At 47.7% G+C, this 25347-nt stretch carries 23 protein-coding genes and 2 riboswitches; of the genes, 13 read left to right on the top strand and 10 right to left on the bottom strand.

Features of this window, described 5'->3' with window-relative positions:
- Nucleotides 1-5: 5 nt before the first annotated feature.
- Entirely contained in the window at nt 6-761 is a 756-nt protein-coding gene (locus LQ567_RS15610) for a LytR/AlgR family response regulator transcription factor (protein WP_231005566.1), read from the top strand.
- Between the two features lie 48 nt (nt 762-809).
- Here LQ567_RS15610 and LQ567_RS15605 read toward each other — a convergent pair whose 3' ends face one another.
- The 7 genes from LQ567_RS15605 to LQ567_RS15575 all read right to left on the bottom strand — a co-directional run bounded on the left by LQ567_RS15605 (nt 810) and on the right by LQ567_RS15575 (nt 7851).
- Nucleotides 810-2336 (bottom strand): flavin-containing monooxygenase, encoded by a 1527-nt coding sequence (locus LQ567_RS15605; protein ID WP_231005563.1) that lies wholly within the window; start codon nt 2334-2336, stop codon nt 810-812.
- Nucleotides 2337-2433: 97 nt separating this feature from the next.
- On the bottom strand, nt 2434-2850 hold the full coding sequence (locus LQ567_RS15600; protein ID WP_231005554.1) for a hypothetical protein: 417 nt from the start codon (nt 2848-2850) through the stop codon (nt 2434-2436).
- A gap of 319 nt (nt 2851-3169) precedes the next feature.
- Nucleotides 3170-3964 (bottom strand): amidohydrolase, encoded by a 795-nt coding sequence (locus LQ567_RS15595; protein WP_231005552.1) that lies wholly within the window; start codon nt 3962-3964, stop codon nt 3170-3172.
- An 18-nt stretch (nt 3965-3982) separates the two neighbouring features.
- Nucleotides 3983-4903 (bottom strand): sterol desaturase family protein, encoded by a 921-nt coding sequence (locus tag LQ567_RS15590; protein ID WP_231005550.1) that lies wholly within the window; start codon nt 4901-4903, stop codon nt 3983-3985.
- An 8-nt stretch (nt 4904-4911) separates the two neighbouring features.
- Entirely contained in the window at nt 4912-5394 is a 483-nt protein-coding gene (locus tag LQ567_RS15585) for a regulatory protein RecX (protein WP_231005548.1), read from the bottom strand.
- A 2-nt stretch (nt 5395-5396) separates the two neighbouring features.
- A complete protein-coding gene (locus LQ567_RS15580; protein WP_231005546.1) occupies nt 5397-6497 on the bottom strand; it encodes a trypsin-like peptidase domain-containing protein in 1101 nt (366 codons plus the stop codon).
- Between the two features lie 22 nt (nt 6498-6519).
- Entirely contained in the window at nt 6520-7851 is a 1332-nt protein-coding gene (locus LQ567_RS15575; protein ID WP_231005544.1) for a YbjN domain-containing protein, read from the bottom strand.
- 205 nt (nt 7852-8056) lie between these two features.
- Here LQ567_RS15575 and dnaN point away from each other — a divergent pair, with 205 nt between their 5' ends.
- From dnaN to LQ567_RS15540, 7 genes are all read left to right on the top strand, one after another.
- A complete protein-coding gene (gene dnaN, locus LQ567_RS15570; protein WP_231005542.1) occupies nt 8057-9172 on the top strand; it encodes a DNA polymerase III subunit beta in 1116 nt (371 codons plus the stop codon).
- Nucleotides 9173-9272: 100 nt separating this feature from the next.
- A complete protein-coding gene (locus LQ567_RS15565; RefSeq protein WP_231005540.1) occupies nt 9273-10520 on the top strand; it encodes an NAD(P)/FAD-dependent oxidoreductase in 1248 nt (415 codons plus the stop codon).
- Between the two features lie 45 nt (nt 10521-10565).
- A complete protein-coding gene (locus LQ567_RS15560; protein WP_231005538.1) occupies nt 10566-11138 on the top strand; it encodes a TPM domain-containing protein in 573 nt (190 codons plus the stop codon).
- Between the two features lie 67 nt (nt 11139-11205).
- Nucleotides 11206-11414: riboswitch (cobalamin riboswitch) on the top strand.
- Nucleotides 11415-11517: 103 nt separating this feature from the next.
- Complete coding sequence (locus LQ567_RS15555) at nt 11518-13539, top strand: TonB-dependent receptor plug domain-containing protein (RefSeq protein WP_231005536.1); 2022 nt, start codon at nt 11518-11520, stop codon at nt 13537-13539.
- Between the two features lie 9 nt (nt 13540-13548).
- The gene (locus LQ567_RS15550) at nt 13549-14670 is read left to right on the top strand and encodes a YncE family protein (RefSeq protein WP_231005534.1); all 1122 of its coding nucleotides are present in this window, start codon (nt 13549-13551) and stop codon (nt 14668-14670) included.
- A gap of 89 nt (nt 14671-14759) precedes the next feature.
- Nucleotides 14760-15887 (top strand): hypothetical protein, encoded by a 1128-nt coding sequence (locus LQ567_RS15545; RefSeq protein WP_231005525.1) that lies wholly within the window; start codon nt 14760-14762, stop codon nt 15885-15887.
- Nucleotides 15888-15897: 10 nt separating this feature from the next.
- Nucleotides 15898-17022: a DUF5074 domain-containing protein gene (locus tag LQ567_RS15540; protein WP_231005524.1), complete on the top strand. Its 1125-nt coding sequence runs from the start codon at nt 15898-15900 to the stop codon at nt 17020-17022.
- Between the two features lie 86 nt (nt 17023-17108).
- Here LQ567_RS15540 and LQ567_RS15535 read toward each other — a convergent pair whose 3' ends face one another.
- Genes LQ567_RS15535 through metE form a run of 3 tightly spaced genes read right to left on the bottom strand, consistent with a single transcriptional unit; the run spans nt 17109 to nt 20114 of the window.
- A complete protein-coding gene (locus LQ567_RS15535) occupies nt 17109-17492 on the bottom strand; it encodes an acyl-CoA thioesterase (protein ID WP_231005522.1) in 384 nt (127 codons plus the stop codon).
- Nucleotides 17493-17526: 34 nt separating this feature from the next.
- Nucleotides 17527-17781 carry a cysteine-rich CWC family protein gene (locus LQ567_RS15530; RefSeq protein WP_231005520.1) on the bottom strand — a complete coding sequence of 85 codons (255 nt, stop codon included), beginning with the start codon at nt 17779-17781 and terminating at the stop codon, nt 17527-17529.
- Nucleotides 17782-17783: 2 nt separating this feature from the next.
- Nucleotides 17784-20114, bottom strand: a complete 2331-nt coding sequence (gene metE / locus LQ567_RS15525; protein WP_231005518.1) for a 5-methyltetrahydropteroyltriglutamate--homocysteine S-methyltransferase — start codon at nt 20112-20114, stop codon at nt 17784-17786.
- Nucleotides 20115-20295: 181 nt separating this feature from the next.
- Nucleotides 20296-20488: riboswitch (cobalamin riboswitch) on the bottom strand.
- A gap of 172 nt (nt 20489-20660) precedes the next feature.
- Here metE and LQ567_RS15520 point away from each other — a divergent pair.
- The 5 genes from LQ567_RS15520 to corA all read left to right on the top strand — a co-directional run bounded on the left by LQ567_RS15520 (nt 20661) and on the right by corA (nt 25308).
- Nucleotides 20661-21650, top strand: coding sequence for a hypothetical protein (locus LQ567_RS15520; RefSeq protein ID WP_231005516.1), 990 nt, complete (start codon nt 20661-20663; stop codon nt 21648-21650).
- 85 nt (nt 21651-21735) lie between these two features.
- Complete coding sequence (locus tag LQ567_RS15515; protein WP_231005508.1) at nt 21736-22152, top strand: putative signal transducing protein; 417 nt, start codon at nt 21736-21738, stop codon at nt 22150-22152.
- Nucleotides 22149-23021: a sterol desaturase family protein gene (locus LQ567_RS15510; protein WP_231005505.1), complete on the top strand. Its 873-nt coding sequence runs from the start codon at nt 22149-22151 to the stop codon at nt 23019-23021. The genes LQ567_RS15515 and LQ567_RS15510 overlap by 4 nt, the downstream gene beginning before the upstream one ends.
- 37 nt (nt 23022-23058) lie before the next feature.
- Complete coding sequence (gene kdsB, locus LQ567_RS15505; RefSeq protein ID WP_231005503.1) at nt 23059-23775, top strand: 3-deoxy-manno-octulosonate cytidylyltransferase; 717 nt, start codon at nt 23059-23061, stop codon at nt 23773-23775.
- Between the two features lie 420 nt (nt 23776-24195).
- Nucleotides 24196-25308 carry a magnesium/cobalt transporter CorA gene (gene corA, locus LQ567_RS15500; RefSeq protein ID WP_231005501.1) on the top strand — a complete coding sequence of 371 codons (1113 nt, stop codon included), beginning with the start codon at nt 24196-24198 and terminating at the stop codon, nt 25306-25308.
- Nucleotides 25309-25347: the final 39 nt, after the last annotated feature.

Below are 25347 nucleotides of genomic sequence, written 5' to 3'. Positions count from 1 at the left end.
ATGCCATGAAGTACAAAGCCATTATCGTAGAAGATGAAATAAAAAACCGCAATTTCCTGGAGAGCCTGGTTACAGAATTCTGTCCTGAAATTTTTATCGGGGGCATGGCGGCAACGGTAACAGATGCGGTGCGGATAATAGAACAGGAGCAGCCGGACATCGTTTTTATGGATATTGAACTGCAGCCGGGAACCGGGTTTGATGTGTTAAAAGAGCTCCGGCAGCATCATTTCCAGCTTATTTTTATAACCGCCTACGATCATTATGCCATAAAGGCCATCAAGTTCAGCGCAATCGATTATATTCTGAAACCGGTAGATATTGAAGAATTGCAGGCCGCTGCGCAGAAGGCTGTTGAAGCTATCCGCAGGCGGGAGGAAAGCAGCATTGGCCTGCTGATGCAGAATCTTAACCGGATGAAAGAGCATAATTTTTCCATCAGCCTTTCTACATCCGATGGTGTGGAGTATATACAATTGGAAACGATCATACGCCTGGAAGCCAGCGGTCCTTATACCACCTTCTTTATTAAAGGCCGTGATAAAATTATGGTGAGCAAGAACCTGAAGGAATACGAGTTGCTCTTAACAGACCATGGCTTTTTGCGGGTACATAATTCGCATATGATCAATTTGAAGGAGGTACGGAAAATGATTAAGACCGACGGTGGCTATGCCGTTATGAGTGATGCTTCCATGATTGCCATTTCGCCCAAAAAGAAGGAAGAGTTCCTGCAGCAGATGTCGCACCGGCTGGTATAAAAAAGCCGGAACGAAGGGTTCCGGCCTGGTGGATAAGGAAAAATCGGTTCAGGAAAGCTCTTTGGAGAACCGGGCAACAGGGGATGTATGGCTATTGTCAGCGCTGTGTTGCTGACGAACATTCCGGAGGCCAGCTAAAAGCTGTTGATAACCGGCGGGGTTCACCGGTTTAAAAAACTGTAGCAACCGGTTGCGGCCCCCGGTTTTTAAACCCATATCCTTCATCAGTTGATCCAGGTGCTGGAAATTAAACGGCGCTATGCAAAGGCCGCTGAATTCCGTGGCTACCGGCCTTACGTTTTTCTTCCATTGTTCGATAATGGCCCGTTCTTTTATGATTTCACTTTGTACCGGCAGCTGGATGTTGCCGTTTACATACTCAACGAGCCAATTGGCCGCAATTTCTGATGTAAGCGTGGAGAAGAGACTGGAATTAAATCCTACAAACCCCAGCAGCGGCAGGTTGGGACTGATGATGTTCCTATGGAGCATAAACTGCCCGTTTTCGTTGCAGATCAGCCGCTGGTAATCACCATTGAGAAAGGGAAGGCGTTGCCGGAAACCGGTGCCCATCACTACCAGGTCGGGCCGGATGGTTGCCCCGTTTTTCAGCAGCACCCCATCCTCCGAAAAGGTATCGATCTCCGTACAGATGGCCTTTATTTTCTGGGCGCTTACTTTTTCATAAAAACCTTCAGGCGCAATTCCCAAACTGCAACTTACCTGGTCTTCGATCCGGTGCCCGGGCAGCATGCCGCATTGTTTGAGACGGAACTGTTTTTTTAACAGCAGCTCCACACCACGCCATTGCATCCACACCAGGGGTTTGCCAATGCTGTGCAACAGCTTTTGAAAGGCCGTTTGGCGATAAGAACGGAAAAAAGCCTCGGAAAAACGCGAAAACAAAAGGTATTTGAGGTTAACCTTTCCTCCAAAAAAACGGGGCACTTTCCATTGCGCCTTCCGGTATAACAAGGTACAGGAGGCCGCGGTATCGGCCGCCTGGGTAGCAATATCCGTGGCCGATTTTGCAAAGCCCACAACGGCAACATCCCTGCCCTCCAAAAGAGCATTGCTGGTGATCTCCGAGCTGTGCAGGATCTGCCCCCCGGCCGCAGTAAAGGCCTCCATACCGGGAAAGGACGGCAGGTATTTTTCATGAAAGGTGCCGGTACATACCACCACAAAACTGAATGTATAATTTTGTAAACTTCCTGTGCCTGTATGCATCGCCTGTAGCTGCCAGCCATCCTCGTTACAGGTCATGTCCTGCACTTGCATGTTGAAGAAAATCGAATCATTGATACCAAAGTGCTGCGCGTAGTTATGAAGGTATTCATTCATTTGTTCACCGGTGGGCCATTCATGATAATGATCCGGCATCGGGAAATCGGTATAGGCGTATTCGTTTTTTGTGGTTTGGGTGGAAACGTTGATATAAAACCGGTTCCGGTCCCAAACGCCTCCGAGGGCGCTGGCTTTTTCCAGTACCACCACCTTATAACCGCGTTCCCGGAACGTTTTTGCGGTGGTAAGGCCGCTGATACCGGCGCCGATAATTCCTATTGTTTGCATGAATTGATTGTTTGATGATTGAGAATAGAGCAGGAATTGTTGATCCGGCCAATAGCCCGTCCGGGCCGGAGAAGGTATTGCAAATGGGAATGGTGCTTTATTTCTTCGCCACGCTGAACCCGCCTTTGTTAAGACCAAGCTGGTTGTCTTTCCAACTGCCTTCCATGGCATTGAATGCGGCATTTAAGGTAGCTGTGGTGGAGTAGCTCATATCTGCACCGGTATTATACGTGGTTTTCACTGTGTTGTTCTGGAGTGTGTAGCTACCTTCTGCCTTTACGGCCTTTGAAGTGTCTGTATTGCCGGAGTAAATCCGCACGGTGCCGTTTGCCCGGAACAGGAAGGCGTAAAAGAGATCGGGATTGTTATTCCCCAGCCCGTAGTTTCCCATCCAGTAGCCTTCAACAGTGGGTGGTGGTGGCGCTACGCTTTCTTTACTTTTTTTACAGGAGGCAAAAAGGGCAACGGATAAAACGGATGCACATACAAGGACGGGAACTTTCATTTTTTTCATGATAAGATTTTTTAAAAGTGAATGATAATGGCTTCTTTCAACGAAACCGGGTGCAAGATATCTGCCGTTCACCTCCGGCAAAAGGTGCGGTTAACCGGCAGGCGACTTTAATTAATCAACTGCCCAAATGAGTGAATATTTAAAAATAAACAGGGCTGTAAGTGCAGTAGCAGAGGGGATATCGGACAGATAACAGTCGTCCAATGCAGCAAAGCCTGGCTTAGGCGGCTGCGCATAAAGGCTCATCGGAGTTAAATGTTGGTGCTGGAAAACGGATGCCTTCGAAGGCGTAGCGGCAACTCCAGGCCGCTATCTGGTATTAATAGATCATAAACCCATCGGCATCCCTCCAGAACGGAAACTTACTGCGCACTTCTTCCAATTTGGTTTTATGGAGCGTGATCGTACAGATATCTTCATCCTCCGCCTTGTGATACAGGATCTCGCCCAGCGGATCAATCACCATACTGTCTCCGCTGTAATAAATACCGTTGCCATCTTCTCCTACCCGGTTTACCCCTACAACGTAGCATTGGTTTTCGATGGCCCGGGCCTGCAGCAATGTTTTCCAGGCCAGGCTCCGCCGCTGCGGCCAGTTGGCCACGTTGATGAGCAGATCATATTCCGGCTGCTCAGGAGAAGCGCTGCCGGTATTTTGCCGGGCCCACACCGGGAACCGGAGATCATAGCAAACCTGCAGGTTGATCTTCCAGCCATTTACGGAAGCGATCATCCGTTTATTCCCCGCGGTATAATGCTGGTCTTCCCCGGCAAAAGCAAAGCGGTGGCGTTTGTCATACAGCCCGTACTGCCCATTGGGCAGCATCCAGATCAGCCGGTTAAAATAATCCGCTCCCTCCCGGATGATGAGGCTGCCGCTTAAAATGACCCGGTGCGCCGCGGCCATTTCCCGCATCCATTGTACGGTGGGGCCGTCCATGGTTTCCGCCAGCAGTTCCGGCTGCATGGAAAACCCGGTGGAAAACATTTCGGGAAGTACAACGATCTGTGTTTTTTCCTTAATGCGTTCGATTTTCTGTTGCAGCATGGCCCGGTTGGCCGCTTTATCTTCCCAGTGAAGCTGGGTTTGTATCAGGGTAATAGTTAAAGACATACCAGGTCTAAAGTTCGGTTATTTTGAAGAAAGCCGTGCTTCTTCCTCTTCTTTTTCCAGCTGCCGGCTGGTTTTACGACTGCCGTCGTGACTGTAACCCGGTGGGCCAAACAGATAACCCATCCGTTGTTTCCAGGTAAGTCCGCCCCGGGTAACGTCTTTAAAAACCTGTATCCATTCATGAAAAATGATGGTAAACGCGTTGGGGTTTTCCAGGTTGTGGGTAAGCCCGTATTGGATGGGGGCGTATTCTTTTTCAGAAAGCTCTTCCTGGAAGGTACCAAAGAGCTTATCCCAGATGATCAGGAACATGCCCATGTTTTTATCCAGGTACTTGGGGTTGGAGCTATGATGTACGCGGTGATGGGAGGGGGTTACCAGGATCTTTTCCAGCCAGCCCAGTTTGCCCACCAGCTCGGTATGCACCAGGGTACCCCATATTTGTGTGGCCGAGTACATAAACAGGATATCCAGCGGGCGGAAACCGAGCCAGGCCAGCGGAATAAAGAAAATAAACCGGTACAGGGGCTCAAAAACGGATGATCGGAATCCCACGCTGAAATTGAACTGTTGAGAACTGTGGTGGGTAACATGCACCGCCCACAAAAACCGGGTGGTATGATCGAAACGATGCAGCCAGTAATAAACAAAATCTTCCAGGATCAACAGCAGGAGCCAATAAACCACCGTGTTACTGAGCGGTTGAGTTGCACTGTGATTGGCCACCAGCGTCAGTATCCATAAATAGGAAAGCTTGAATGCCATATCGATGGACCCGTTGGCAAGGGTCAGGTAGATATTGGTAAGCGTATCTTTTAAGGTATAGGTTTTTTTATGAAAATGAAAATTAGACAGCAGGATCTCTGCTCCGATGATAATGATGTAAAAAGGAGTAGAAAATAACAGCAGTATTTGTTCGTGGTAACTGAAACCGTTCATGGCAATTGTTATTGGATGGTATGCAGCAGCGGCTGAAACAGCTCCGGCTCATATCCCCGCTGGATCAGGAAAACAGCCGTTTTTTTCATTTTTACAAAACGGTTACGTTCTCCTTTGAGACTGTTCCATTTTTGCTGCAGTAATTCGTTCAGGGTTTGCTCGTAAGCCGCTGCATCAATTTCCTTCATCGCGGCTTTAATACAATACGGGCTGACCTGTTTTTGCTGTAAGGTCGCTTTTATTTTATTGCGGCCCCATTTTTTCTGCCGGAAATGCCCTCCGGCAAAGGCTTTTGCAAAACGCTCTTCGTTTAAATAACTTTCTTCAATGAGGGCGGCAATGATCGCATCATGTTCTTTTTTCCACACGCCCAGTTCAAATAATTTATTCACCACATCCTGGTGACAGCGTTCGCTGTATGCACAATAGTGCTGCAGTTTCTTCAATGCCTGTTCGGGCGAAAGCCGGATATTCGAAGATTCCTGTTTCATAACTATTCTTCCAGCCTTGCCGTGCAGCCAAATTCATTTTTCAGGTAATCATCATAATGATCGGCCTGCTCAAAAAGATGCCGGAACTCCTCAACACCCGATTCACGCGTCATATCCAGGTCGTACAGTAACCGGCTCAGGACAATATTGTTCTTATTGCAGCTTAACACCAACCCGTGGGATTTATTATTCTCCTGCAGCAGGTACTGGTACAGGGGTTTTATTTTGGCTGCTTCCATGGGCATCTGGCACAGATACGCATCCCCCGCAATAAAATAATTATCCGGGTTATAGCTGATATTGATCTTCGCCGAGCCCTGTTTTACACTCCATTGGTTAGACCCGTCGCGCGCCAGCCGCACATCCTTTCCCAGGTCTTTTAAAATATCCTCAATCAGTTTGGCCACACCCATCAGCTCGGCTTCCTTTTCGGGCACCTGCAGTAGTTTTACCTCCGATCCGCAATTGGGGCAGTATTTATTGTTATCGATGTTTTCAGCCGTTACCAGCGAATCGCAGCTGGAGCAGCGGACCGCTTCCTGCCCCTTATGCGGGAGGTACAAATCAATGGCCTCTTTCAGATAACTTGCCGGCAGCGCAAACCCCAGGTTGTCCCCCCCTTTTATAATAAAGGAGTTTACACCGATCACATCCCCGGCATAATCAACCAGCGGGCCCCCGCTGTTGCCGGGGTTGATCGCCGCATCGATCTGGATGTATTTAAGCCCTTCCCGGATACGGTCTACCTTGGAAATAACACCCTGAGTGGCAGAGTAACTCAGGTTATAGGGATGACCAATCGCAATTACGTTGTCGCCATCCTTCATAAGGTCGTAATGGCCCATAGTTACTTCCGGCAGATCCACGCCCGAAGGCGGCTGTAGAAATGCCAGGTCGTGTTTAGGATCTGTGTACAGCACGCGCGAAAGCTGTTTTTCAAAAAGCTTTCCCTGTATGGTTACTTCCGGGGTATTATTCACCACATGGTTATTGGTGATGATAAGATCTGCTGTTTTAAGGTAAAACCCCGTTCCGGTACCGGTTTGCGTGGCGATCTGGATAATGGCCTGCTGATATTTGTTAATGATTTCCTGCGTGTTCATAAATGCTCCGTTAAAAATAATGCTATGCCGGTACGTCCATATTCAGTTTTTCGATCTGCGTGGTAAAGCTGTAGTTAAACGCCAGCAGACCAGAAAAATTCAGTCCTTCGGTTCTGAAGCTCATATACGGATACCGTTCTTTCCATTGTGCTTCAACAGCCCGGATATACCGGATAATGGTATCTTCTTTAAAACGTCCGGATGCGGGGTCATAGAGATCCTCCGCATACCCCAGTGCGTTAAAAAAGGAAGGATAGTTTACCTGCATAAACAGGCTTACCAGCAGGGTAATGGGCCGGGGCAAACTGTAAGAATACTGGCAATAGGACAATCCATATTCCATCAGTTTGTTGGCAAAATACTCATATCCGTTATCCCGGTACCAGAGCATGTTTTCGTTTGCCTCGTGGATGGCATCGGCCATTACCTTGTGTACCTGCGGGGTTACAATGGAGAAGGTGTATTTAGACCGGAACAGGTTTTTAAAGATCTCCTCCCTGGGCTTGGCCTTCAGCTCCCGGAAGGCTTCGATCATATCCCGGTTTTTATCCACAATGGAACGCTCATCTTTTTTAAAGTAGATCGCACCTACCTTTTCCAGCAGGTTCAGCAGCTGGCCTTCGGGGGTAATGAGAAAGTCGATGCGGTATACCAGGCTTAGCAGCAGGTATGAAATACCGCCTGAAAATTTATCGGCGTCAACACCACCTATCTTTTCCAGTATTTCATCGATCCAGCGCATCAGGAAATCGTATTTTACCTGCTTTTCTTTTTCAGAGAGCGGCGTAATATGATCCTGGTCTACGGCTGCCAGATGCGAAAAGTCCTCGATCAGCAGGTCGTCCTGCTTGTCTGATTTTGTGGCCAGTTCTTTCAGGCCATAGTATAATTTATTAGGATTGGCCGTGCTCAGGTCCGTATCAAAGCGCATGCACAGCTCATTATTATTTAAGGCAAAACGGCTGTAATACAGGCCGAAATTCATTTCCAGCAGCCGGCGCATCACCGGCACGGAAGGCTCCGCCATCAGCGCCAGTTTTACATCGGCCGACAGGCGGTTGTCGCGGATTTCCCCGCGGATGATCTTGGATCCCTGAAACAGCTCAAAAGTGGCGGTATCCCCGTTGCGAGTATAGCGCACATTTTGTATGGCATCGTCCTTCAGGTAATCAAAAAAGGCATCTACGGAGGCGGCATAGTCTTTTTCTTTAAACAGGCTGTCGGCCTCTTTCCAGCGGCGCACTTTTCCGGACATCTTATTATTATCCGAATACCGGCCGAACTCGATGGTAGGATTGCCCTGCCCGGAGGGCTCCTCTTTTCCCCTGACCCAATTTAAAAATTTATTCAACATAGGCCTTTTTTTAAGTCGGGGAAGTTACTAAACCTTATCAAACTACCTAAAAAATTTTGCCCGGGGCCAAATCAGCGTTTTTCCCCCTATATTTACCGAAAAATGGGCATAGATTTTTCGAAACTTTATCTAATAAAATAGTAGTTTCGCTACCTCCATTTTGCCCTAACGGGGAACAGAAACGTAAAAATTAATATAACAACAGATGAAATTTATTGCATCGTCATCGGCTTTACTGAAACAACTTCAAAATATTTCAGGGGTAATTAATGCGAATAACGTATTACCCATTTTGGAGGATTTCTTGTTTGATATTGATAAAAACCGTCTGACTATTGTAGCCACCGACCTCGAAACAGTAATGAAAACGGAGATGCAGGTGGAGGCAAAGGACAGCGGCCGCGTTTGTATTCCCGCAAAGATCCTGATCGATTCTTTAAAGAACATCCCCGAGCAACCGCTCACGTTTAATATTGATAAAAATTACAGCGTAGAAATTACCAGCGATAACGGTAAGTACAAGGTAATGGGCGAAAATCCGGATAACTTCCCGAAAGACCCTACCGCAGACGATGCCTCCAGCTTTACAATGACCTCCTCGGCCCTGGTAACAGCAATCAATAAGACCTTATTTGCTACCAGTACGGATGACCTGCGTCCTGCAATGACCGGTGTTTATTTTGAGCTGGATAAAAAAGGCATCCAGTTTGTGGCAACCGATGCGCACCGGCTGGTACGGTACAAACGGACCGATGTAAGCTCCCCCAATGTGGATACGTTTATTGTTCCGCGTAAACCGCTGAACCTGTTGAAATCGGCCCTGCCGGACAACAGCGACGAGATCACGATCAACTATAATACCAACCACTTCTTTGTAATACACGGTACCACCCAAATGAGTTGCCGGCTGATCGATGCCCGTTTCCCGGATTATAAAGTGGTGATCCCCGCAGAAAACCCTTACCGGTTAACGGTGAACAGGACCGAATTCCTGGGAGCCCTGCGCCGGGTAAGCGTATTCAGTAATAAAAGCACGTACCAGGTAGCCCTCAACATCAGTGGCAGCGAACTGCAACTGGCGGCGCAGGATGTGGATTTCAGCTTTGAAGGAAATGAGCGTATGAAATGCCAGTACAACGGAGAAGACCTGGTAATTGCCTTTAATGCCAAATTCCTGATCGAAATGCTTAATGCAACAGACAGTGATGAGGTATACATGGAGTTGAGTACCCCTACAAAGGCGGGTTTGATCAAACCGGTAGACCAGGAGGAAAATGAAGAGCAGCTGATGCTGGTGATGCCGTTGATGCTGAACCAATAGTAAAAAATGATATTTTTAAATCTGCCTGTTTGGGCGGTCAAGCCTGACTAATTTCTGCCTTTGGCGAGTGGTCAGGCTTCGTTTATTAGAGCCTTCTACAATGATTTCTACCAAAGTTTGCATTATTGGCGCCGGACCAGGAGGCGCTACAGCGGCCCTTCAGCTGAATAAGGACGGCATCGACTGCGTTGTGGTCGATAAGGCGGTTTTTCCGCGGGATAAAGTTTGCGGCGATGGGTTAAGCGGCAAAGTGCTCACCTGTTTAAAAAAGATCGATCCCCTGGTGGCCGGACGGCTGAAACAGGCCGGGTTTAAGCTCAACAGCTGGGGCGTGAGTTTTATTGCACCCAACCGCAGGGTACTGGAAGTAGGTTACCGCCCCGATTTTGACGCCGGGAACAACAATCACAAGGAAGTGCCCATCGGCTATGTATGTAAGCGCATGGATTTTGATCATTTCCTGGTGGAAGAACTAAAACGCTGTGCACATGTAACCCTTTATGAAGGCGTTGCTATTACCGAGTATACATTGGAAGCCGACGGCTACCGGATAAGCGATGGCAACGGGTTTGTAATAAAGGCGGACCTGCTGATCATCGCCAACGGCGCGCATTCTCCCTTTACCAAAAAGGTGGCCGGTATCCAGATGGAGCCGGCGCATTATGTAGCCGGTTTGCGGGCCTATTATAAAAATGTGGAGGGCATGCATCCCGAGAACTTTATTGAACTGCATTTCTTAAAAAGCCTGTTGCCGGGCTATTTCTGGATCTTTCCCCTTCCAAACGGGCAGGCCAATGTAGGTGTAGGGATGCTCAGCGAAACCGTGAGCCGGAAAAAGATCAATCTTAAAAAGGAACTGATCCGGATCGTAGAGCAGGATCCTGTGTTTAAGGAACGGTTTAAAAATGCGCAGCTGGAAGGCCCCATTGAAGGCTACGGCCTGCCGCTGGGAAGCAAAAAGAGAGTCCTTACGGGAGAGCGGTACCTGCTCGTGGGCGATGCGGCATTCCTGATTGATCCGTTTACCGGTGAAGGCATTGGCAATGCCATGGGCTCCGGCCGGCTGGCCGCCCTGCAGGCTGCAAAAGCCATTCAGGCCGGTGATTTTTCCGCAGCCGGCCTCTCCGGTTATGATAAGGACATCGACCGTGTGCTGGGGTCCGAATTGCGGTTAAGTACCCGTCTTCAGAAACTGGTGCATTACCCCCGGCTGTTTAACCTGCTTATTAATATCAGCGCGCGGAATAAAAAGGTACAGGAGCTATTGTCCTGTATGTTTTATGAAGTGGATCTGCGAAAAAAGCTAACAAAGCCTTCGTTTTATATCGGGTTGTTGCTCAATAGATAAAAACGGCGCTAATTTTGCAATAGAGTATATACTTAAAATGATCCTATGCTACAAAAGATGTTTCGGAGCGCGTTTTTTTTGACCGCCGTGTTAACGCTGGCCTGTAATTCCGGTAAAAACCTGAATACCCAGGTACATCAGCGGGACGGAGACGGACGAGATGTAAAGATCAAATATCCGCAGCAACAAACGGCAACGCCGCAGAATGTTAATATGTCGTACGACCTGGAGCAGCTGTTTACTGAAGCTCAAAACAAACAGATCGACAGCCTGGTGCGGGTATTTGAAAAAAGTAACCTGATCGCGGTTAAAGTCATCACCTTGCCGGCAGACAAGGTTACGGCCGGCTCCTTTGGAAATAATAATAAGATTCTTCTCAAAGAATGGGCCGGTGTACATGGCAATACCGATAAAGCCCTGGTGGTTTCCATCAGCAGGGGGCTGAATAAAGTAGCCATCGATTATGGCCCGTTTGTAGGAAAATTATTATCCCGCTCAGAAGCCGATCAGATCATCCGCAACCAGCTGTTGCCCGCCCTTCAAAGCGGTAATATTTTTGAAGGCACCTGGAAAGGACTCAATGACCTGATGGACACCATCCGGAGAAATATTAAATAAACAGCCGCCTTGCGGTATAAGAAGCAGACCTGTTGGGTTTACAAAACTTAACAGGTCTGTTTTTTTCTTACCTTCGCCGCGCATTGGTTAAATGTTCACTCTTACACGGGAACATTTATTAAAAGGGAATCAGGTGCAAATCCTGAACAGACCCGCTACTGTAAGTCCTATGCAACGTTTTTAACAATCTGAAGGCCACTGTGATGCCCAGGCATCATGGGAAGGCCATTAAAGACGGGGATAAGTCAGGAGACCTGCCAGCGCAGTTTTTGTTTTAAGCTTTCGTGGAATAAGGCTTGGAATGCAAATGTGCCGGTAATCGTTACCCATTTGTTTTCTGTTTATTTCAGGTGAAGCTGTTTGATGAACTCAAATAGTAATGAACCGATTTAATTTTTGGATCCGGTTTTCCGGAGTAATAGGCCTTTTGTACAGCGTTGGTTGTACAAAAGGAATGGCCCAGGTCCCAGACGCTGTGAGCGCAAAGGAACTGGATAGCGTATGGATCCGTTCCGGCAGGAACGCCGTTCAGCTCAATACCACCACGCCCGTTCAAACACTTACCGGGAGCCGGCTGCAACAGGTAAACAGCTTTTCAATAGCGGATGCATTGCGTTATTTTTCAGGCGTACAACTCAAAGATTATGGCGGCATTGGCGGATTAAAAACCCTGAATGTAAGAAACCTGGGCGCACAGCACCTGGGTGTTTTTTACGACGGACTACAGCTGGGCAATGCGCAGAACGGCATCGTAGACCTGGGAAAGTTCTCGCTGGATAATATTGAAGCACTGAGTTTGTATAACAGCCAGAACACGTCCACCCTGCAATCTGCAAGGAACTTTGGAAGCGCTGCCGCCTTATATATAAAAACCAAACAAGCGGTATTTGAACCGCATAAAAAGTACCATATAAGCGCGGCATATAAAACGGGTTCTTTCGGATTAATAAACCCGTCACTCCATTGGCAGCAGCAAATAGCTGCAAATATGGCAACAACGCTTAGCGTAGAAACCGTTCATGCGCATGGAAGATATAAAACTCGCTATCAAAAGTATGCATACGATACAACCATCACCCGGCAAAATGCAGCGGTAGCTTCACAAAGAATGGAATTGGCCGTACAGGATCTGAATAAGAATGCGGCCACGCGGTGGAAAATACAAACCTACTTTTATAACGCTGCAAGAGGACTGCCCGGTGCCATTGTTGCGGAACGGTTTTATAATGCGCAACGGTTGTGGGACCGTAACTTCTTTACGCAGGGCATGTGGCGTAAACAAATCAATACCCGCTATCAGCTTTTAGTACAGGGAAAGTATGCCAACGACTATACCCGGTACCTGGATACCACCATCAAAAAAACCGGCGGAGCGCCGCTTAACAATACCTATCGTCAGCAGGAATATGATGCATCACTGGTAAACGAATACCTGGTTGCAGCCGGATGGAAGGTTTCGCTGGCCACCGACTGGATCGTAAATAAGATGCAGGCGAACCTTGATCATTTTGCGTACCCGGTACGGAACACCGCTTTGGTGGCGATTGCAACCGAGCTGAAACGGAAACAATTTATTGCTGCCGGTAATTTGCTGGGGACGTTTACCCGGGAAAAAGTAAGCACGGGCGCTGCAGCAGCAGACAGGAATGTACTAACGCCTGCCATCAGCGCCTCCTGGCGGCCCTGGAACCATCTTCCCATCAGTGTTCGCTCTTTTTACAAACGCATTTTCAGGATGCCTACTTTTAATGATCTGTATTACACGATCATTGGCAGCGTAACCCTGAAGCCGGAATACACCACCCAGTATGATATCGGCCTTCAGTATAAAAAGAGCTTTGCCGACTCCGGGTCCGCGATCAGCTTGCAGGCTGATGTTTACTATAACGATATCAAAGACAAGATCATTGCCATTCCGGCCAATAACCTGTTCCGGTGGAGCATGATCAATATGGGAAAGGTGGCGGTTAAAGGAATGGATCTGCAACTCACATATGCCGCCGGCATTGGGCAGCAGGTATTGCTTAACGGTACGCTTACCTACTCGTATCAGCAGGCCGTAAATAAAACAACAGAAGACCGGTCCTATGACCAGCAAATTCCATATGCGCCCAAACACAGTGGATCTGCAACCGTGCAAACGGCTTGTCGCAGCTGGGGGCTTAACTATAGTTTTATTTATACCGGGGAGCGGTATATGCTGCCGGAAAACGACCCGCAAAATTACCTGGAGCCCTGGTATACGCACGATCTGTCGCTTACAAAGACGGTGCGGCTCAGGCAGGTCCGTGCGGTGCTGGCCCTGGAGGTGAACAACCTGTTGAATCAATACTATGATGTGGTGGTCAATTACCCCATGCCCGGGCGAAACTACCTGGTAAAAATTGCCGTTAACTTATAAATATAAAATATGAAACAAAACCACTGGCTACCCGTTTGCATCTTCCTGGCAGGCATCCTGCTTTTTAGTGCCTGCAGAAAAGACCGCGATTGGACACCCCCTCCTCAGAACACTGAAAAAGATACCACCAGTACCGGCTTCTATTTATTAAATGAAGGCGGCTGGGGATATAATAATGCCACGCTGGATTATTTTGATATCCATAACGGGATATACGAGCGGGATGTATTTACAAAAGCAAACCCGGATGCTGTGCTGGGGTTGGGCGATACCGGGAATGATATCGGTGTATATGGCAGCAAATTATATATCGTAATGAACTGGTCAAAAAAAATAGAGATACTGGATGCCCGCACCGCCCGGCGGATCAAAGTACTAACCGATCAAACACATAAGGCCATCGAAAATGCGCGTTATATCACCTTTGCAAATGGCTATGCTTATCTGAGCTCTTATACAACTTCCGAAAAAGGGATGGTGCTGGAAATAGACACGGCTACGCTTAGCATCACAAGAACGGTGGAAGTAGGGCGGCAGCCGGATGAGCTGACGGTAGTGGGTAATAAATTATATGTTGCCAATAGTGGCGGCTACAGTCCGGCCAATTTAGAGCATACGGTTTCCGTGATTGATCTATCTGCTTTTAAAGTAACCAAGGCCATAACGGTTGCGCCCAATTTGAGGCGGCTGAAAAAAGACAGTAACGGGTATCTGTATATCTGCCCCTGGGGCACCACCAATAAACTGTACGTGGTAGATACGAAAACGGACCAATTAACCGATTCCATTGGGGTAATGGTGGAAGATTTTACGATTATACGGGATACGGCGTATATATATGGAACCGACTATGGTGGCGGACAGCATGCCTATACACGGGTAGATCTCAAAAACAAAAAAGTAATTCCAGGGTCCTTTGTTACCGATGGCACAAAAATAATTATGCCCTATGGTATTGCCGTGGATCCGAACAATGGCAGCATTTACATAGCAGATGCCCGGAATTACAGCGAAGCGGGCGACCTGTATGGTTTTGACACAAATGGAAAATTAAAAAGTACGATAAAAAAAACAGGGATCATTCCCGGTCATATAGCCTTTTATAACCGAAGCGCATCAGCCGGCCGTTAAGCTGCCCATTTTCAACGGCGTATCACACATTATCATCAAATCATAACAACACGTAATTCCGTGTACCAAAAACAAACAAACAAAAACAAATGAAACGATTTTTATTTTTCGCATTCTTTCTTCCGGTTGTCATAAGCAGTTGCAAGAAGGACAAGGATGTAACTACGGCCCCTGTATACAGTTTTTCCATAGCCAAAGACACAATCAGTGCCGTTATCCAACAGCCCGTTGCCATCGAGTCCAGCAAGACCGGTGGTTCCGAAGCCACGGTTGCCTGGATCGTTGATGGCAAGGAGTTGTCGTCGGCGCAGGCATTTGCACATGTATTTGAGGTGGCCGGTTTTTATAAAGTACTTTTCAAAGCCCGGAATCAGGCAGGAACGTTTGAGAAAGCATTTATTATTGATGTAGCGCCGCAGGTACGTGAAGGGGGAGAAAGCAAATATATTTCCAGGATACTGGAATATTTACCGGCTCCCGGCCAGTTCATTAATGTGGCACCGGGCAATATGGCAAGCGCCGAAGGTATTGTAGGAAAGAACAGCGGCCTGGTAACATTGGGTGCATATGGGGGATACATCACCTTTACATTTGATCATTCGATCCAAAATAAGGAAGGCGCCGATCTTGCGATTTACGGAAATCCTTTAAAGCCGCCAACAGACTGGAGCGAGCCGGGTATCGTAATGGTAAGCCGCGATGATAACGGAAACGGAAAAGCGGATGATACCTGGTACGAGCTGGCCGGAAGCGAGTACAACAGTGCAGAAACCATTAAGAATTACCGGATCACCTACTATAACCCGAAAGCCTATGCAAACGTACCCTGGAAGGATAACCAGGACAACTCAGGAGCTGTGGAAATCAATGCCTTTCATAAGCAGCAATACTATCCCTTGTTTGCCTCTAACCAGGATTCCCTGGTGTTTACCGGTACCCTGTTGAAAAGTACGTTTGGGCAGGTGAGCGGCATCTGGATCAATGCCGGGTTTAGCTGGGGATATGCCGATTCCTATTCATCCGGCGATGATTATGACACTAAAAAATACAACTCCTTTGATATTGCCCGGGCGGTAGACGCCAGCGGCAAGCCCGTTCAGCTGAAGGCGATCGATTTTGTAAAAGTATATACGGCTCAGAACAATAAAGGAAACGCGTTAATGGGCGAGATCTCCACTGAGATCAAGGGCGCCGAAGATTTGCATTTTGGAAAATAAAAATTGAATAATGAATATGTACATGAAACAACCATTCCTCAAATTACTGCTGCTATTAACGCTGGGTCTGTTACTGCAGGCCTGCTCCAAAGATGACGACTATTTCCGGGAACGTCCGCGGCCTGACCCATTAGAAAATGCCCAGCCTTATTCCAACGGATTTTTTGTAATCACCGAAGGTTCATATGGGCAAACAGCCGGAACCGTTAATTTTTATGCTTACGGAGCGGATACGGTTATAACCCGGGCCTATGAAAAGGCAAACCCCGGCAAAATTACTTCCAACGCCTCCTTGTCCAGCACGCTGCAGTTTGCGTGCCTGTACAACCAAAAGCTGTACCTGATCAGCAAGCTGAACGGACCTATTCTCCGGCTGGATGCACGTACCCTGAAGGAAGAAGCGCGTTATAATCAGGAATCCAGTAACTGGAGAAGCCTGATCGGTGTAAAGGACAACCAGGGGCTGGTAAGTGCTGCAGATGGGGTGTACGCAATTAATCTGAATACGCTGGGCGTGCAGTATAAACTGAGTGCTGTTTCCGCAGTTAATACCGGCGATATGCTGAAAGAAGGAAATTACGTATACCTGTTACAGGCCAACGGTGCAAAAATCATTGATGCAACGAATTACTCATTTGTAAAAGGGTTTGCAAATATCAACCGGGGTTTTGCCCGAACCCCCAATGGAAAAGTATGGGCATCTACCGGCAGCCGTCTGATCGCTATCGATAAAAACCTGGATACCGTGGGTGTTGCATTACCGGTGGGTATCGGCTCGTTTGGGTTAGATGCGCCCACCAGGATCACGGCCTCTGCAAAAGAGAATGCGGTTTTTTATCATTCCGGATCGGCTATTTATAAATATGTGGATGGTAATGCCGGATCGCTTGGCCAACCTTTTATTACGATTAGTGAATCTCCGTTTATGGTATATGGTGCTATCCGTTACGATCGTAACAAAGACTACCTGGTGGTAAACGGTATCAAGGGATACGGAGGCTTGGCAGGGGTGAATTTCCTTTTGATCTATAACGCTTCTACCGGCGCACTGGTAAAGAAAATCACCTACGGAAACGATGGATCCGTTGTAGATTTTAACCATATTTACTTCCCGGAGCTCACCGTTTTTTACTAACCGGAACCTCGTTAAAGAAACGGCTGTGATTGCCAGAATACGGCCTTTTTAATAAACACATCTATACAACGGATAAGAAGCCGGTGTCATACAATGATCACCGGCTTCTTATTTTCATCCACGGCCACAAAGGAAAATACACCGCTCACGGCTTTTTCCCGGTGTGTGCTATACATCTGTTCTACATAAATATCCACCTGTACTTTCATGCTCGTATTGCCGATATGGATAATGGTGCCTGCCAGTTCGATGATGGTTCCGGAGGGGATGGGATGTTTAAAGTCGATCCGGTCGCTGCTGACCGTTACCATCCGCAACCGGCTGTAGCGGGTAGCAGTAATAAAGGCTACTTCGTCCATCAGTTGCATGGCCATACCGCCAAAGAGCGTATCATAATGGTTGGTAGTATTGGGAAAAACGGCTTTGAATATACGGGTTGCAGCTGCGGCAATCCGGTCTTCTGTGTGCATGTGCAATGAGTTTTTAAAGCTGGAAAAAAGATACTCAGGTATCAGACGGGTCCTTATAGAATACACCCAGGATCCCTTTGAGCTTGTGTTGAAATTGTTGTTGATGATATTGTGCTTTGAGGGCCTTTAAACATCCGGCACAGAGACAATCTTCGTATTGTTTATGAATAAAGTCCCGTTCCTCGTCGTTTAAAGAAACAGTGCTGCATTGACAAAGAAGAATACTGCCCACTTTGCATTCAAAGGGTTGTTTACAGCGTGGGCAGTATTTATCTTCGTGTTGACACATCGTTATTCCGGTACCGGTGTGTTTATTTTTTTACGCAATGCTTTTGCCGCCTGGATCATGGCCTTGAGCGCCTCCGTGGTTTCTTCCCATGCCCGGGTTTTTAAACCACAATCGGGGTTTACCCATAGGCGTTCTGCAGGAATAGAATACAGCGCTTTCTCCAGCAATGCTACCATTTCGTCTTTTGAAGGAACGCGAGGTGAATGGATATCATATACGCCGGGGCCGATATCATTGGGGTACTCGAACAACGCAAATGCATCTAGCAATTCCATCTGGGAGCGGGATGTTTCAATTGTGATCACATCCGCATCCATGGCTGCAATAGCATGAATGATATCATTGAATTCCGAATAGCACATATGTGTATGAATCTGTGTTTGATCCTGAACACCGGCAGCCGCAATACGGAAGGCGGTTACGGCCCAGGTCAGGTACGCCTGTTGCTGTTCCTTTCTTAAAGGTAAGCCTTCCCTGATTGCAGGTTCATCGATCTGGATGATTTTTATACCCGCTTTTTCCAGATCCGTCACTTCATCGCGGATGGCCAGGGCGATCTGGTTGCAGGTAACGCTGCGCGGCTGATCATCCCGCACAAAACTCCATTGCAAAATGGTTACCGGACCGGTAAGCATGCCTTTTACCGGTTTATGGGTTAAGGATTGTGCATAAGCACTCCATTCCACGGTCATCGGTTGGGGCCGGTATACATCACCATAGATCACCGGCGGTTTTACACAACGGCTGCCATAACTCTGTACCCAGCCGTTCTTCGTAAAGGCGAAACCGGCCAGCTGTTCACCAAAATATTCCACCATATCATTGCGTTCAAATTCCCCATGCACCAGTACGTCAAGCCCAATTTCCTCCTGCCATTGAATGGCGTTACGGGTTGCATCTTTTACCAGTTGGAGATAGTCCGCATCAGAAAGCTGTTGTTTTTTCCACTGTGCCCGCCATTGGCGTACTTCTTTTGTTTGAGGAAAAGATCCGATGGTAGTGGTTGGAAACAGCGGAAGGCCGAGTTCCTGTTGTTGCACTTTTCTAATAGGAAAAGGACTGTTTCGCTCGGCGTCCGCATCCGTGATCGCTGTTACACGGCTTTTTACCTGTGGGTTGTGGATGAGTGAAGAGGTTTTACGCGCTTCGATACAACGGGCGTTTTCTTCCAGGAGCGTTTTTGAATGTGCCGCCTGGGGATTGGTTGCAATTTGTCTGAGCGAAGCCACTTCCGCCAGCTTTTGTTTGGCAAAGGACAGCCATTGCCGGATGGCGTCCGGCAGATTTTTTTCATCGGTTTCAAGGTCCAGGTCGCAAGGTACGTGCAGCAGGGAACAGGAAGGCGCGATCCAGATCCGGTCGGACCCAATGGCATCCATTGCTTTTTGGATCAGCAGCAGGGATTGTTCAAAATCATTTTTCCAGATATTGCGGCCATCCACCACACCTAAAGAAAGCTGGGTTCTGCCGTTGATGAATCCGGGTGCATCCAGGACGTCATCCAGTTGCGAGGGGCACCGCACCAGGTCGAGATGCAAGGTGTGTACCGGTAATGAAAGCACCGTTTCCAGGTTGGCTCCGAAGCAATCGAAATAATTGGCTAACAGGATACGGAGATTGGGAAAACGTCCGCAAAGCCTGGTATAGGTGGTTCGGATGGACTGTTGCGCTTTTTCACTAAGCGGAAGCGCCAGGCAGGGCTCATCGATCTGGATATAATAAGCCCCCAGTGCATCCAGCTTTTCCAGTACCTCCATGTAAACGGGCAGGAGGTTTTTCAGCAGGTCAAGCCGGTCAAACCCTTCCTCTTTTTCTTTGCCTAATAACAGGAAACTAACCGGGCCCAGGAGCACGGGCTTGCTGTTAAAGCCGGCCTTTTTAGCTTCATTGAACTGGTCGATTACCTTGTTGTTAAAAAGAGTAAATGGCTGATCTTTTTTAAACTCCGGAACGATATAATGGTAGTTGGTATCAAACCATTTGGTCATTTCCATGGCTGTAAGATCGTACCCGTTTTTCTGGTAACCTCTTGCCATCGCAAAAAGCAGATCAAGCGGGGCGGTATGCTCCTTTTCGATCAAGGGGTGATACTGGTCCGGGATGGCGCCAGTCATCAGGCAGGTATCCAATACCTGGTCATAAAAGGAAAAATCATTTACGGGTAGCAGGTCCATACCCGCATCTTTTTGGAGTTGCCAGTTGGCTTCCCTGATTTTTTTTGCCACCTGCTCCAGTTGTGCGGCGGTCATGCTGCCGGCCCAGTATTGTTCACTGGCCTTTTTCAGTTCCCTGTTGCTACCAATACGCGGGTAGCCGAGGTTGTGCGTTTGCATCTCTTTTAACTTTTTTAATGAAGAATAAGCTAAAAGCCCTTTGCAAGTTTCGCAATACGACGGTGATAAAGAAAAAGACAGACAGATGCCGTAACCGGGAACAGTGTGAGGAGGCTGAACCCGTTACAGAATGGAAAAGAATAAAGACATCATGCAGCTTCTTGCTTTATACCGCGAAAGCATTGCTCTTACAGATAAGGCAGGTCTCCTGGCTTACAGCAGCATTTACCATCCTTCCCATGGCGTTGGACGCCACAGTGGACATATAAGGTAAAGCCTTCTGCGCTGTTTACAGTTGCGCGACAGCTCGTGATTTACACACGATTCCCTATTATCCCTGATCTTCATCAGGGACCTTTTCCGGTTGATGAAAAATGAAAGAACTTATTGGAGGACAAATGTAGTTAAATCAAGGCAGTTGCCACGCAAAAATGATCAGCCGGGTTTAAATGCACCGGCAAACAGATTTGAACCGGAGGCTGGGATTGCCTAAATTTGAAGATAGATACGGATTCTGCGATACCGGTAACAAAACCTTCATATAAAATGAACAACACTAAATGGCTGGTTTTTATTTTTTTATTCCCCCTTACCCTTGGCCTTTATTCCTGTAAGCAAAAGCGGCACGACCGGAGCAGGGAGTACCAGTTGGATCATTATGCTTTTTTCCTGGTATCGGCGGTCAACGACCGCGAATTTTATTTAGAGCTGTTACGGAATACCCTGCAGGAAAAAAAGAAAACGATACTGAACCCTGCAAGGACAGATACCCTGAAGGGCGATCAGCAACATCTTGCAGCATATGATAGCCTGTTCTTCCGGTCTGATGAGCTGCTTGATGAGCCGGTAAAAAAAATCGGTTCCGGCGCTGCAGCTGACCATACCCCCCCGGATAACGTTACGCATGCGGAAGCTGCCTGGCTGGAGGAGCGGATCAACGGTCTGGTAACCGTATTCCGGCAGATAAACCAGGCGTACAAACGCTTTGATCAATATTACACCAGGCGTAGCTATAAAGAAGATAAGGGATTGTATGGTCTGGAACTGATCGATTCCATCCGGTTACTGGAGAACCGGTTCGATACCATCAGCGACAGCATCATACTCCGGTCTGACCATATATTCAAAGACATCTACGAAGTACCGGAAAAGAAAGATGCCTTCGCTCCGGCAGCAACCCTGATGCAGCAATCGATAGCGGATTGTAACGGTTATATCCTGCTGTTGGAGCAGCTCCTTTCGGGAAGCAGCCAATCCGGTGCAAGCATGGACAAAGCCCTTGGGGCGGCAAAAGATTCCATCCGCCAGCGTACGATGCAGCTGGCGCAACTTGGACTCAGCGGTACCGACCGCTCGATATGGGCAGATGTCCTGTTATTGAAATTCCGGGACCAGCTCTTGGGTTTGAGTACCTATGCCGAGGTACGGCTTCCCGGTGCGGGCCAAAGGAAAACTGTTCAGAAAGCGGATCTGGATTTTCTGAAGGATCTGGAAAACCGCATGCACAGGTATTATACTACTTTTACGAGGCTGTAAAATCGCTGCCAACAGCCCGCTCCGCATAAAAAAATAAAGCGCCGGCGTACTTTTTTTATCCATATTACTGCAATAACTTTAAGGTATGGACTTTATCATTGCAGCCACATATGACAGCTATATTGATGCACACCTGGCAATGGGGAACCTGCTGAGTGAAGACATAAATTGCTGGCTGAAGGATGAAAACACAGTTACCATTGACCCGATACTAACCAATGCCATCGGGGGCATTAAACTGATGGTGGCTGAACCGCAGATCGACCGGGCACTGGACATACTGCAGCGCACCAAACAGCAATACCAGGCGCAAAATCCCTGCCCGCATTGCGGATCCGTTAATGTAGAGTATGTAAGTACGCCCAAAAAGGCATCCAACTGGCTGGGAACCTTTGTAAGCGTGGTGTTGAATGCCGGTGCTCCGATGGCCATTGAAAAAGTATACCATTGTTTTGATTGCGGGTTTGAATATAAAGACACGGTTAATAACAAGGAAACATGATGGAATCTGTTGTGGCATATTTTTCAACCCTGGAACAGCGCCCCGTAGAGCGTATGGCTCTGCTCGTGGGCGGACTGATCTTTTTCTGGATCATCGAAGGTGCCATTCCCTTGTTTCAGCTGAAATACCGGAAAACAAAATTTTCACATGCGCTGGTCAATTTTGGATTTACCGTTATCCATCTGATCATTCATACAGCACTTGCGGTATTGATCGTATTGCTGTCTGACTGGTGCCGCAGTGCAGGCTTTGGCCTGGTGTACTGGCTGCATGCCAACGTAGCGGGTACGATCGCCATCGGCGTGCTGGCCCTGGATTTCAGCAGTTGGCTGGTACACTGGAGTATGCACCAGCAGCCATATTTATGGCGCTATCACCTCATTCATCACAGTGATAATAAAGTGGATGTAACCACCGGATTGCGGCATCACCCGGGCGACAGCCTGCTGCGTGGTGTCTTTTTCCTCCTGCTCATCTTTGTAAGCGGTGCGCCCATGTACAGCGTGATGATTTATCAAACCCTGGTGGTGATCACCACGGCCTTTACGCATGCCAATATCCGGTTACCAAAAAAGCTGGACAAATGGCTCAGCTATGTGCTCATCTCGCCCAATATGCATAAGGTGCATCACCACTGGAAGCAGCCGTATACAGATAGTAATTATGGAGCGGTTTTTTCCATATGGGACCGTTTGCTGGGCACGTATAAAGAACTGGATCCTTCCAAAATCCGGTATGGATTGGACCGTTATTACGACAACGAAAAGGATGAAGATTTTTTGAGTTTGATGAAAGATCCGTTTATAAAAAAACAGCAGCGGCAGGATACTGCGCTGATCCAACCGGGGAAGAAAAGTCCTTCAACCTGAAAGAGTTTCCTACATTTGAAGCATGATAAAAAAGAAGATGATAGCGGTAATTCCTGCCCGGTATGCGGCAACGCGGTTCCCTGCAAAATTAATGCAGCTGCTGGGCGACCGGCCGGTGATTGCGCATACTTATGCGGCCGTGGCCGGCAGCGGTTTGTTTGATGATGTTTTTGTGGTAACGGACAGCGCATTGATCTTTGAAGAAATTGTATCCCGGGGTGGAAAGGCAATCATGAGTGTTGCGGAACATGAAAGCGGCACCGACCGGATCGCAGAGGCGGTGAAAGATATGGAGGTGGATGTTATTGTGAATGTACAGGGCGATGAGCCTTTTATGCAAAAGGAACCCCTGGAAAAAATTGCTGCGCTGTTCAACTCCGATGCCGTGCAGGTTGGTTCTTTGATGCGGAAATTCGCATCAGAAAACGAAGCACAAAATCCCAACGCCGTAAAAGTGGTAACCAATAAGAACGGGAAGGCATTGTATTTCAGCCGGAGTGTGATCCCTTATAAGCGGGATGAACATATAGCCGTGCCCTATTACCTGCACATTGGTGTATATGCATTCCGGAAGAAGGCCTTGCTCGACTTTACCGCCTGGCCACCCTCCCCACTGGAACAAACGGAGAAGCTGGAGCAGCTGCGTTTTTTGGATAACGGAGTGGACATTTATATGGCGGAAACCGGTTACGAAACGGTGGCTATTGATACACCGGAAGATCTGGAAAGAGCGATGGCACTCCTGAACCGGTAAAACCGGGAAAGGATCCGCATCCGGGGTGGGTGCCGCCGGGAAGAAAACAAGCTTCCTGTTGGCCTTTTCCGATGATCGGAATATTTCAGGGCTTATTTCTGTTTTAGTATCTATATAAACGCGGTCTTGCCGACCGATTTCTTTCGTTCCCGTTATTTCTTGAAGAGACACCGGAGCTGAATGATGGCAGAAACTCGGGAGGGGCTTCGGGCCATCCTGCTTGGAAGGCCAATGGTAGCAATAACAAATATGCGAATAGTCATCCGGTCCCTACAAGTCGGGATTGTTTCAGGATCTAAGGATCCCTTCCTGCAGGCAGATTCTTTTCGCTCCGGTACCTCCTGAAAAGGGATGGGAATTGAAATGACACACGGGCTGATGCACCGGTTTGTTATGCGTTAAAATAACTATCTTTCCTGTATGAAGATGCGTCCGGAAAAATATCTGCGATACCTTTTTTTGCCCAACCTGTTTGAGCTTTTTGGCACAGAGCGCACCCGGCAGATCCTCTCTGTTAACCCCACCGTTATCCCTAAAAGAGAGGAGGCACAGCAGGTGCTCATTACAGCCTACTGTTACAACAAAGAAACCATAGAAGAACGGAAAGATATTTCGTTGCAGGAGGCCCTGGCGCTAAAAGAAAGCAATAAGATCATATGGATCAATGTAGACGGGCTTCGTAAATCTGATGTGGAAAACTTCGGTGCCCGTTATGGTATTCATCCCCTGCTGCAGGAAGACATCCTGAGTGTGAACCAGCGGGCAAAGATGGATGAAGAGGATGAGATCCTTTTCTCCCTGATGAATATGCTCTACTATAACGAGCCCAAAAAATCGGTAGACCAGGAGCAGATCAGCCTGGTCCTGGGAAAAAATTTCGTGATCACCTTCCAGGAAGATCTGAGCCGGGATGTATTTACCGCACTGCGCGAGCGGTTGAAATTGCCCACCAGTAAAACACGCACCAAGGACGCCGATTATCTGTATTATACCCTGCTGGATACGATCGTTGATCATTATTTTATTGTAATGGACAAACTGGGTGATGAGATCGAAGACCTGGAAGAAGAAATCATTCGCAGCGCCAGTAAACGGACGCTGGCCTATATCAACTCTTTAAGAAAAGAACTCATTGTTTTAAAAAGAACGATCTACCCGGTACGCGAGGTGATCAGCGGCCTCATCAAAAGCGAAAATACCTTGCTGGCGGAGCAGAACGAACGCTATTATAAAGATGTTTACGATCATATTGTACAGGCCATAGACCTGGTAGATAATTACCGGGATATGCTTACAGGCATGCAGGATCTTTATCTCAGCAATGTAAACCTTAAGATGAATGAGGTAATGAAGGTAATGGCGATTGTAACCTGCCTTCTGGCACCGGCTACCGTAATAGGGGGTATTTTCGGAATGAATTTTAATGTACTGCCATTAACCAATCAGCATTTTGGTTTCTGGATCGCCGTAGCGGCGATGATCCTGATCCCCATCTGGATGTTACTGATCTTTAAAAGGAAAGGCTGGTTCTAACACGTTTATGGAATTTTTTCAATCCGGGTCTATAGGATT

It is taken from the genome of Niabella pedocola, from assembly GCF_021044425.1.
Lineage (GTDB): Bacteria > Bacteroidota > Bacteroidia > Chitinophagales > Chitinophagaceae > Niabella > Niabella pedocola.
Note: the sequence above shows the minus strand (reverse complement) of the source record. Positions and strands in the feature narration are given on the sequence as shown.